This window comes from Streptomyces sp. CT34, from assembly GCF_000805335.1.
Lineage (GTDB): Bacteria > Actinomycetota > Actinomycetes > Streptomycetales > Streptomycetaceae > Streptomyces.
Window position 1 is genome coordinate 1,077,831 of sequence record NZ_KN708638.1, and the last position, 9,972, is coordinate 1,087,802.

The 9,972-nt window shown below is 74.4% G+C and carries 9 protein-coding genes and 2 pseudogenes; 7 read left to right on the forward strand and 4 right to left on the reverse strand.

Features of this window, described 5'->3' with window-relative positions; translation table 11 throughout:
* The first annotated feature begins 35 nt into the window (after window positions 1–35).
* On the forward strand, window positions 36–1,562 hold the full coding sequence (locus RZ84_RS04865; protein ID WP_043263231.1) for a helix-turn-helix domain-containing protein: 1,527 nt from the start codon (window positions 36–38) through the stop codon (window positions 1,560–1,562).
* 25 nt (window positions 1,563–1,587) lie between these two features.
* On the opposite strand, the gene RZ84_RS04870 is transcribed toward RZ84_RS04865, so the two are convergent.
* The 3 genes and pseudogenes from RZ84_RS04870 to RZ84_RS04880 form a co-directional block, all read right to left on the reverse strand.
* Entirely contained in the window at window positions 1,588–1,995 is a 408-nt protein-coding gene (locus RZ84_RS04870; protein WP_043263232.1) for a TOBE domain-containing protein, read from the reverse strand.
* A gap of 249 nt (window positions 1,996–2,244) precedes the next feature.
* The gene (locus tag RZ84_RS04875) at window positions 2,245–2,730 is read right to left on the reverse strand and encodes a MarR family winged helix-turn-helix transcriptional regulator (RefSeq protein WP_052229790.1); all 486 of its coding nucleotides are present in this window, start codon (window positions 2,728–2,730) and stop codon (window positions 2,245–2,247) included.
* Window positions 2,730–4,031: pseudogene (locus RZ84_RS04880) on the reverse strand (MFS transporter); the annotation flags it as partial. The gene RZ84_RS04875 and the pseudogene RZ84_RS04880, both read right to left, overlap by 1 nt.
* 79 nt (window positions 4,032–4,110) lie before the next feature.
* Here RZ84_RS04880 and RZ84_RS04885 point away from each other — a divergent pair.
* The 6 genes from RZ84_RS04885 (at window position 4,111) to RZ84_RS04910 (ending at window position 8,922) form a co-directional block, all read left to right on the forward strand.
* On the forward strand, window positions 4,111–4,887 hold the full coding sequence (locus tag RZ84_RS04885) for a GNAT family N-acetyltransferase (protein ID WP_043263233.1): 777 nt from the start codon (window positions 4,111–4,113) through the stop codon (window positions 4,885–4,887).
* 178 nt (window positions 4,888–5,065) lie between these two features.
* Window positions 5,066–5,248 carry a hypothetical protein gene (locus RZ84_RS04890; RefSeq protein ID WP_043263234.1) on the forward strand — a complete coding sequence of 61 codons (183 nt, stop codon included), beginning with the start codon at window positions 5,066–5,068 and terminating at the stop codon, window positions 5,246–5,248.
* Window positions 5,249–5,298: 50 nt separating this feature from the next.
* Window positions 5,299–5,961: a hypothetical protein gene (locus tag RZ84_RS04895; protein ID WP_043263235.1), complete on the forward strand. Its 663-nt coding sequence runs from the start codon at window positions 5,299–5,301 to the stop codon at window positions 5,959–5,961.
* Window positions 5,958–6,941: a DUF6895 family protein gene (locus tag RZ84_RS04900; protein ID WP_043263236.1), complete on the forward strand. Its 984-nt coding sequence runs from the start codon at window positions 5,958–5,960 to the stop codon at window positions 6,939–6,941. Before RZ84_RS04895 ends, RZ84_RS04900 begins: the two co-directional genes overlap by 4 nt.
* On the forward strand, window positions 6,938–7,882 hold the full coding sequence (locus RZ84_RS04905) for a DUF6895 family protein (RefSeq protein WP_052229791.1): 945 nt from the start codon (window positions 6,938–6,940) through the stop codon (window positions 7,880–7,882). Before RZ84_RS04900 ends, RZ84_RS04905 begins: the two co-directional genes overlap by 4 nt.
* A complete protein-coding gene (locus RZ84_RS04910) occupies window positions 7,882–8,922 on the forward strand; it encodes a serine hydrolase domain-containing protein (RefSeq protein WP_043263237.1) in 1,041 nt (346 codons plus the stop codon). The genes RZ84_RS04905 and RZ84_RS04910 overlap by 1 nt, the downstream gene beginning before the upstream one ends.
* Before the next feature lie 37 nt (window positions 8,923–8,959).
* Here RZ84_RS04910 and RZ84_RS40590 read toward each other — a convergent pair.
* Window positions 8,960–9,972, reverse strand: a pseudogene (locus tag RZ84_RS40590) (regulator); the annotation flags it as partial.

Below are 9,972 nucleotides of genomic sequence, written 5' to 3' on the forward strand. Positions count from 1 at the left end.
CTCCCGCGCCCGGCAGCCGTACAAGGAGCCAGCACATGCACGTCCACGATCTCCTCCAGCTCGACTCGCTCGACCTGTCCCTTCTGTGGGGCGAGGGCCCGCTGCTCACCCGGGAGGTCGGCGGGGTCACCGCCACCGACCTGGAGGACCCGGCGCGCTTCCTCCAGCCGGGCGAGCTGGTGCTGAGCGGGCTGGTGTGGTGGACGCCCGGGGACGGCCGGGCCAAGGCGGACCGCTTCGTGGCGGCGCTGGCCGCCGCCGGGGCAGCCGCCCTGCTGGCCGGCGAGGAAACCCACGGGAAGGTGCCCGAGGTCCTCGTCGACTCCTGCCGCGAGCACGGTATCGCGCTGCTCGCGGTCCCGGCGCACACCACTTTCCGGGCCATCACGGAGGCGGTGTACCTGCGCCAGTGGGGGAACCTCAGCCGCCGCCCCACCGATCACTACGCCCTGCCGGAGAACGTCCGGACCGAACTGGCCGGGCTGCTCGCCGAGGACGCCGCCGCGGACGCCCTGCTGGACCGGGCGTTCGCGCATCTGGGCGGCCCGGCCTGCTACGTGCTCACCGCGACCGGCCGGGAGATCGCCCGCACCCCGGCGGCTGCCGCGCTGCCGGCCACCCGGGCGGCGCAGGAGCTGACGGCGGCGGCCGGCACCAGCCTGCGGATCGACCGGGACGCCGGGCCGTACGACGGCTGGTTCCTGCATCTGCCCGGCGCGGCCGACGCGCCGCCGCGGGTGCTGCACGAGATAGCCGAGGTCATCGCCCAGCACCGGCACCACAGTGCACCGCGGCAGCTGGCCCGGCGGCGCGCGGCCGAGGAGTTGCTGGCGCTCGCCGACGCGGGCGCCGCCGAGGGCGCGGCCCTCGAAACCACGCTGCACGCCTGCGGGTTGCCCGCGACCGGACCGTACCGGGTGGTGATCGCCGCGCTGGACGGCGACGAGCCCGGCCAGGCGCTGAGCGCGCTGGCCGAGGCGCTGCGGCACTCCCCCGGCGAGCCGTTCGCGGCCGGCCGGCTGCCGGGCGGCGAGGCGGCTGCCGTGGTCCGCGCCGACGGCGGCACCGGCGGCGCGGACCGCACACCGCTCGCCGAGGTGTGGCCGGCGCTGCACGGCTGCCGTCCGCAGACGCCGCTGCACGCCGGGGTCAGCGGGCCGGTGGCCACCGCCGAGGGTCTCAAGTCCGCGCTGGACCAGGCGCGTTACGCCCTGGCGGCGGCCCGGTCGGCGACGCCGGAGACCGCCGGGGTGACCTGCGTCGACGACCTCACCACCCTGGGCGCACTGCTCGCCGGGGTGCCCGTCGAGGTCCGTACGGCCTTCAGCAGGCAGGTCCTGGGCCCGCTGGCGCACGGCCGCAGCGCCTCGCACCGGATGCTGATGGAGACCCTGGAGGTGTTCCTCGCGCAGCACGGCTCATGGGCGCGGACCGCCGAGATCCTGCATCTGCACGTCAACACCGTCCACTACCGCATCCAGCGCATCGAGACACTCACCGGCCGCGACCTGTCCCGGCTGGACCACAAACTCGACCTGCACGCCGCACTGCTGTGCCGCTAGGGACGGACCCCGTTGGCATACGGGCTCAACTGCGCTCGTCCGTCCGGTCGATGTGGACATTGGTCGACTTCACCCGGGCGGTGGCCTCCACCCCGACCTCGATGCCCAGCTCCTCGACGGCCTCCCGGCTGACCACCGAGACCAGCCGGTGCGGCCCGGACTGGATCTCGACCTGGGCGATCACATCGTCGAGGGTGACCGCGGTGACGATCCCGGCGAACGCGTTCCGCACCGATGTGCGGATCTCGCCGGGCACCGGATGCAGCCCCGCCGCCCGGTCCTTGGCGAACGCCGCCAGACTGACCCCGTCGATCACGCGGTTGCCCGCGCCGTCCCGGTCCATCCGCAGTTGTCCGCCGTCGGCCCAGCGGCGGACGGTCTCCGAACTCACACCCAGCAGCCTGGCTGCCTGACCAATGCTGTACGACGGCACCCCCGCACTCTAAACCCCTCGGCCACGACCGCCGCGGGGCACCGGACACCGTCCACCGGTCGGCCCGGCTCGGCGACCGCCCCGGCCCCACTTCGACCCGTACTTCGCCACGTACGCCGCCGCCGCGCTCGCCGGCATCGGACCGCTCGTCGCGGCGGCGCCCCTGGAGCGGCTCGCCACGGCCGTCCCGGTCCGCGACGACGGGTGAGGCGGGCCGGGCGGGGCGGCGACAGGCTGACTGGCGGCGCGTCAACTACCCGCGTCACCTTGGTCGTTCGCCCGCTCCGCCGGGGTCGGCCGGCTACGCATCTGCTCGGCCAGTTGCTCCAGCGCCGGGAGCGCGTCGTGGAGCAGGCGCCGGTGGTCGGCGGGGAGACCGGCGATCTCCTCGGCGAGGATGCCGGTGGTCTCCCGGCGTACGGTGCTGAGCAGGGCGACCCCGTCGTCGTTCAGGCTGATCAGGCTGGCGCGCTGGTCGGCGGGGTCGGGGCGGCGGGCGATCCAGCCGCAGCCGTCGAGCAGGTCGACCATGCGGGAGGTGGTGGACAGCGCGATGTTCATCCGGTCGGCGAGCTCGCCGACCCGCAGCGGGCCGTGCGCGGCGAGCTCCGCGAGGGCGGCCAGCCGGCTCGGGGTGAGGTTCCGGTGCGGGTGCCGGCCGCGGAGCGGCGGGAGCAGTTGCTGGAGCACGGCGCGCAGCCGTCCGGCGAGTTCGGCGGGCTCGTGCCGGTCCATCACGGGCTCCCGGTGCCGGGCGGGGCCGGGGCGGGCGCCGGATCCTCGGCGACGGCGGTGGCCACCGGCCGTGGCTCCGGGGCCTCCGCGTGCCGCCGGGCCCGGTCGTCATGGACGTACCGGCCGCCGCGCAGCAGGGAGGCGACCGCGGCGATCAGGCAGGCGGCGATGGCGAAGTCGAAGGCGACGGCGAGTCCTTGGGCGAACGGCTGCGAGATCAGCCGGGGGAAGAACTCCCGGCCGGTGAGGTAGGCGGCGTGGCCCGCCGGGAGGTGACCGAGGACCTGCGGGCCGAGGAGGGTCCGGACGGGGGTGTAGCCGAGCAGGGAGGCGAAGAGCACGCCGACCGGCGGGAGTCCGGCGATCTTGGCCGCGTCCGCCGCCGGCACACCCTGGGCGGTGAGGCCGCCGGTGAGGGCGTCGGGCAGGGATCCGGCCAGGCCGGTGATCATCAGGGAGAAGAAGATGCCGATGGACAGGACCATGGCGGAGTTCTGGAAGGTGGTGCTGATGCCCGCGCCGACACCGCGCTGGTCGGGTGGCAGGCTGTTCATGATGGCGGCGCGGTTGGGTGCCGCGAACAGGCTCATGCCGATGCCGTTGAGCAGCAGGATCACCGCGAAGCCGGGGTAGCCGAAGTCGACCGGCAGGGCCTGGAGGGCGACGAACGTCCCGGCCGCGAGGAGCATCCCGCCGGTGGCGAAGGTGCGCGCCCCGAACCGGTCGGAGGCCCAGCCGGACGCCGGGCCGGCCACCAGGAAGCCCAGGGTCAGCGGCAGCATGTAGATGCCGGCCCACAGCGGTGTCTGGGTGAAGCCGTAGCCGTGCCGGGGCAGCCAGATGCCCTGGAGCCAGATGATCAGGACGAACATGAGGCCGCCGCGGCCGAGCGAGGCGAGCAGGCTGGCCAGATTCCCGGCGGTGAAGGCGCGGATCCGGAACAGCCCCAGCCGGAACATCGGCTCGGCCACCCTCGTCTCGACGAAGCAGAACAGCACCAGCAGCGCCGCCCCGCCCGCCAGGGCGGCGAGGACGGCGGGGTTGGTCCAGCCCATGGTGTGCCCGGCGTACGGCTGGATTCCGTAGGTGATGCCGACCAGTACGGCGATGAGCCCGGCCGCGAAGGTGAGGTTGCCCCACCAGTCGGGCCGGGCCGGGGTGCGGATACCGGTGTCCCGCAGCTTGAGGTACGCCCAGACCGTGCCGAACAGCCCGAACGGCACCGACACCAGGAAGACCAGCCGCCAGTTCACCGGGCCGAGCAGCCCGCCCAGCACCAGCCCGATGAACGATCCGGCGATGGAGTTGCTTGACTTCAACCAATCTAGAACGCCCGGACAGGGGCGGCCAGGGCTGTGCGCCATCTGCTGGAATGGGCCGATGGATCACGATGCGATGCTCGCCCTGTTCGACCGGCAGCTGCGCCGGGAGGCGCCGGCCGACTCCCCCGGTGCCCGGGTGGAGCGGGACGGCCCGGTGGTGCGGCAGGCCGGCGGGCCCGACGACTGGAACGGTGTCCTGTGGTCCGGTCTCGACGAGTCCACCGCCGGCCCGGCCATCGCGGCGCAGGTCCGGTACTTCGCCGGTCTCGGACGGGACTGCGAGTGGAAGCTGTACTCCCATGACCGCCCCGCCGACCTCGGCGACCGGCTGCGGGCGGCCGGGTTCGTACCGGAGCCCCCGGAGACGCTGATGGTGGCGCCGGTGCGCGACGTCGCCACGGATGCCGGACCGCCGCCCGGGGTACGGCTCGTGCCGGTGACCGATCCGGCCGGGGTGGAGCTGGTGGTACGGGTCCACGAGGAGGTTTTCCGAACGTCCGTCACACGAATGCGGCACCGGCTGCTGGCCCGGCTCGCACAGGCTCCGGACTCCCTCGTCATGACGGTGGCGATGGCGGGCGACACCCCGGTGTCCGCGGCCCGAATGGAGCTGACGCCGGGTAAGGACTTCGCGGGCCTGTGGGGCGGCGGCACACTGCCCGCCTGGCGTGGACGGGGCATCTACCGGGCACTTGTCGCCCGGCGCGCCGAAATCGCCGCCGCACGGGGGGTTCGCTACCTGCAGGTGGATGCCTCCGATCAGAGCAGTCCGATTCTGCGCCGGCTGGGGTTCACCGCACTCTGCACGACCACGCCGTACGTCCGCAGGGCGTAGCGGTGCATCGATCAACTCTCTTGTTTTGTAGGGGAGTTGGGGATGGGGCTGGTGCCCGGTCCGCCAACACCGCGCCATCGGGGCTCCCCAGGGCCACCCACTGATGGCATTAGTCCGGATTGCGGCGGTTTGTAGCGGATGTAAGCCTGATACCCCATTCCTCGAAGGAGTTGATCGCATGGTTACGGATCGCACAGCGCCGATCGAAACCACCGCCCTGACCACCGAAGTCGAAAAACTGCTGTCCCCCGCGGAACCCGACGGCGTCTTCCGCGACACCCGCGAGTGCGGAGACGGGCTGCTGGCGCTCGCCCTGCTGCTGATCTCGCCCCCCACCCCTCGCCCGAAGACCGGAAGCTGAGGGGAAGTCCGTTGGCTGAACAGACGCAAGGAGCAGTCCCGCTCAGCGCTGTGATCGCCGATGCCGCAACCGGAGTCGCCCTCGCCCTCCAGGGCGGGGGCGACCCCTACACACTGTCCGGGACCCTGCGGCTCGGCGACCCGCTCGCGCCGGCCGCGGTCCGGGTACTGGGCGCCGACGCGCTCGCACCCTACGCGCTGGACCATCCGGTGGTGCCCGTCGGCGCGGACGACGAAGCGGTGGTGCGGCAGACGCTCGCGGACTATCCGCCGGGGGCGGACGCCTCCACGGTGTCGGCATGGAGCTACCGGGGCCTGGTGGAGGCGTCGCACGCCTACCTCCCCGTCGGTGACCAGCCCTGGCCGCGACCTCCCGAGGCCGGGGCCGACTGGATCGGCACCGACACCTGGCCCGAGCTGGCCCACCGGGTGTCCCAGCTCGCCGCACTGGCGCTGCCCGGCCTCGCGGTGGACCTGGCGGACCAACTCGCCCGGCGCACTGATGACTTGGCCCGCGGGTTCGTCCGGGCGGTGCGCCGCCGGGACTGGCTCCAGGCGGCCGGGGTCGGCCGCTGGCTGGCCCGGCTCCCCGACGTACCGCCCACGCTCGGGCTGGACGACGGGCTGGCGTTCGTCCGGCAGATGGGCGGCGACGACCCGCGGGTCGCGCTGCATGTCGTGGCGGCCCGGCGGTTCCACGGGCGGGGTTGGTGACCGGCGGCCGGGCCGACCCCGGGCTGCTGGACCGGGTGGTCGGGAACAGCCTGGGGTGGCTGGAGGAGATGCGGGAGTTCTTCCGCCTGCCGCCGAACGCGGCGACGGACGCGGATCCCAACCTCACCCTCAAACCGATCGGTGAGCTGGCCGAACTCACCCAGCTCATCGCGGTGTCGCACCCCCGGGCCGAGCTCCGCGCCGCGGCGGAGCGGCTGTTCGCCTTCGCCTGGCGGGAGACCGGCGAGGGGGAGCTGTTCGCCGAGCTGATCCGCGGTGAGCCGTACGCCACCTATCCCCTGGAGATCTACGGGGCCTTCGCACAGTCCGGGTTGCGGCATCCAGCCGTCGAGGAGCTGGTACCGGCCACGACCGGGCTGCGCGGCTGGCGGGTGGCGCGCGAGGACCACACCCGTACGCTCAGCGTGCTCAACGCGGAGCGGCGGATCGGGCTGGCCCAGCACGCCGACTTCGCCGCGGAGTTCGCGCTGACCGGGCTCGGGCTGATGCCCGAGCCCTGGGCTCTGGACCGCAAGGCGGCGTACGGCGTGACGCATGACGTCTTCCATCTCACCGACTGGGGGCGCGACCGCCGGCGGCTCTCCCCCGAACTGGCCGACTATCTGCGGCTCTGGCTGCCCTCCTGGCTGGAGAACTGGCTGGAGGAGCAACTGTGGGATCTGGTGGGCGAGTTGCTGGCCGTGGCGGCCTGCCTGCCCGGTGCCCCGTACGATCCGGCGGCCTGGCGGCGGCTGGCCGGCGCGCAGGCCGCCGACGGCGGCGTGCCCGAGACGGGCGCCGCACCGCGCCCCGCCGACCGGGCCGAGGCGTTTCTGGCCTGCTACCACTCCACTCTGGTGACCGCGTTCGCCGGCACCCTCGCCCGTACCGCCTCGGACGGGGCCGAAGCCGGCCCGTTGGCCGGGGGCGCGGCGGCGGTGGCCGGACGGACGCCCTGCGAAAGCGAGGCAGCGCTGTGACCGTGCCGGCTGCGTCCCAGGTGTCCCCGGCCTCCGCCGCACTGCTGCACGGTGTCGGCGACCGGGCCCTGACCTGGATCGACGCGCACCGTGACCACTTCCGGTTGACCCCCGAGGACCGCGCCACGGGCAGCGCGACGATCGAACGACTCAAGCCCATCGGGGAGTTGGCCATCAACATGCAGGTGCTCTTCCGGGAGGGCGTGGCCGGGTCCCGGCAGCGCACCCGGGCCGGGCAGCTGCTGGACTTCGCCTGGCGGGAGCTGCTGGACGGCGGCAACGTGCTGGCCGCCCTCCAGCACGAGGAACCGCACTCGCCGGTGCCGCTGGAGGTCTACGCGCCCTTCCACGAACTGGGCCACCGCCACCCCGGCCTGGAGGCGGCCCTGGAGGTGTCCCGGCGGACCACCACCTGGACCGCGCTGGAGATGGTGCCCAACCGGCGGCTCGGGGTGCTCAACGCCGAGCGCAAACTCGGGCTCACGCCCAGCGCCGACTTCGACCGGGCGCTGGAGCGCACCTGGCTGGGGCAGCTCCCCGAGCCCTGGACGGTGCGGCTGCACATCGCGTACGACATCACCCACACCGTCTTCCACCTCACCAACTGGGGCGAGGCGCCCGACCGGATCCCGCCGGCGATCGCCGACTACCTCACCCGGTACCTGCCCGCCTGGACGGCGGACTGGGCGGAGCTCGAACACTGGGATCTGCTCGGTGAGCTGCTGGTCGTCGACGCCTGCCTGCCGCGCCCCGCGTTGGACGCACAGCTGTGGCAGCGGTACGCCGCCGCCCAGTCCGACACCGGCGCGATGCCCATCCGGCGCGCGATGCCGCGGGGCGATCCGGCGGAGGTCTTCGACCTGGTCCACCACCCCACCCTGGTCGCCGCGTTCGCCTCGGCGATGGCGACGTCCCGGGTGCTGTCCGCCGCCGCCGGCTGATGCGGCCCGAAGGCGGCGGGACGGCGTTCGCGGACCGGCTCGCGGACGCGGTCACCGGGATCGACGCCCCGGACGTCGTGCTTGCCGTCAGCCGGCACGGCCGCCGCACGGTGGTCAGCGGCGGCACCGCGCTGGCACCGCCGACCCCGCGCCATGCGCTGCGCTACGAACTCGGCTCGCTGTCCAAGACGTTCACCGTGCTGCTGCTCGCGGAACTGGCGGCGACCGGGGTGCTCCGCCTGGACGACCCGCTCGCCGCCCACCTGCCGCGGCTGGATCTGCCGCACCCGCGGTCCCGCCGGATCACCCTGCGGCATCTGGCCACCCACACCTCCGGGCTGCCGCGGATCCCCGCCGATCTGCTGATCGGCGCGCTGCTGCGCCCGTACGACAACGGCTACGCCCGCTATGACACCGAGCGGCTGCTGCGCACCTTCGCGCGCACCCGCCCGCGGCACCGCCCCGGGACCCGCTGGCACTACTCCAACTTCGGGGCGGCGCTGCTCGGCCCGGCCATGAGCGGTGCGGCGGGCGCCGACTACGCCACGCTGCTCGGCACCCGGATCCTCGGCCCGCTCGGGCTGACCGGCACCTCCCTGGCGCCCGGTACGACCGGCACCGACGCCATCGGCCACCGGACCAACGGGAGCACGCCGGTCCGCAGCGCCGACATGGGCGCGTTCGCCGCCGCCGGCGCGGTCCGCGCCACCCCGGACGACCTGCTGACCTACCTGGAGGCCCACCTCTCCCCCGACGGCACCCCGCTGCCGCGGGCGCTGCGCGAGGTGCAGATCCCGCTGCTGCGGCGCGGCTGGCGGCACCGCAACACCCATACCCTGACGTGGTATCAGCACCCGGCGCGGCACGGACCGCTGCTCTTCCACGTCGGGGCGACCTTCGGCCAGCAGGCGTTCCTCGGCTACCACCCGGCGACCGGGACCGGGCTGGTCGCGCTCGCCACCCGGCGCGGCCGTAGCTGCCGGCTGGTGCCCACCGCCTACGAGCTGCTGTACGCGCTGGCCCGCGAACCGGCCGGCTGACGCCGGGCGCGACCGCCGGTCGCCGTGGCCGCGGGGGTCACAGCTCCCCGGCCACGATCCGGGCGACCAGTGCCTCGGGGCACTGCTCGGCGGCCCGGCGGAAGACCGCTGCGTACTCCTCGTCGCCGAGCGCGGCGCGGGCCCGCTGCTCGCACTCCTCGCGGACCGCGCGCAACTCCGGCGTGCCGCGCTGCGGGTGGCCGACCGTGCGCCAGACGGCCTGGCCGCCGCCGTAGACGAGGGCGGCTGCCGCGCCGTCGCCCTGCGCGGCGACCGCGGCCGCCAGCAGGTCCAGGCCCAGCGCGATACCGAAGTTGTCGCCGATGTGCTGCTTGGCGGCGAGCATGGCCCGCGCGTGGTTCGCGGACTGCTCGGGCCGGCCCTGGAAGAGGGCGATCAGGGCGAGCTGGTAGTCGGTGTAGGAGCGGGACCAGTATTCGCCGCGTACCTCGCAGCCGTGCCGCAGCGCGGTGGCCTCGGCACGGGCCTCGGCCAGCCGGCCCAGGGCGGTGAGCGCGAAGAGCCGTACGAGGTGGCAGCGCAACCGGGCGGCGGAGGCGAACGGGTCGTCCGGCGGCGGGCCGAGGACCTGCTCGGCGACGGTGCAGGCGGTCAGCGGGCGGCCGGCCATGAGGTGGGTGAGGCCGATGAGGTGGCCGGCGGCGAGCATCGCGTCGGCACCGTCGGGGGCACCGTCCTCGCGTGCGGCGCGGGCGCACCGGTGGCCGAGCGTCTCGGCGGTGTCCAGGTCGCCCTGGAGGAGGACCGCGACGCCGAGCGCCCACAGCGCCCGGGTGCGGGCCGGGCTCGGGGCGTCATGGGCGGCGAGGGCGCGTTCCAAGTAGTCGCGGGCCTCGTGCAGATGACCGCAGCAGGTCCAGAAGAAGCCGATGGCGGCGCCGAGTTCCTGGGCGCGTTCCGGCGCGGCGTGCAGCAGGTGGTCCAGCGCCGTGCACAGGTCGACATGCGCGTCGGCGACCCTGCCGTACCAGCTGACCTGCCGGGGGCCCAGCCAGCCGCGTTCGGCGCGGCGGGGGGAGGCGGCGGAAG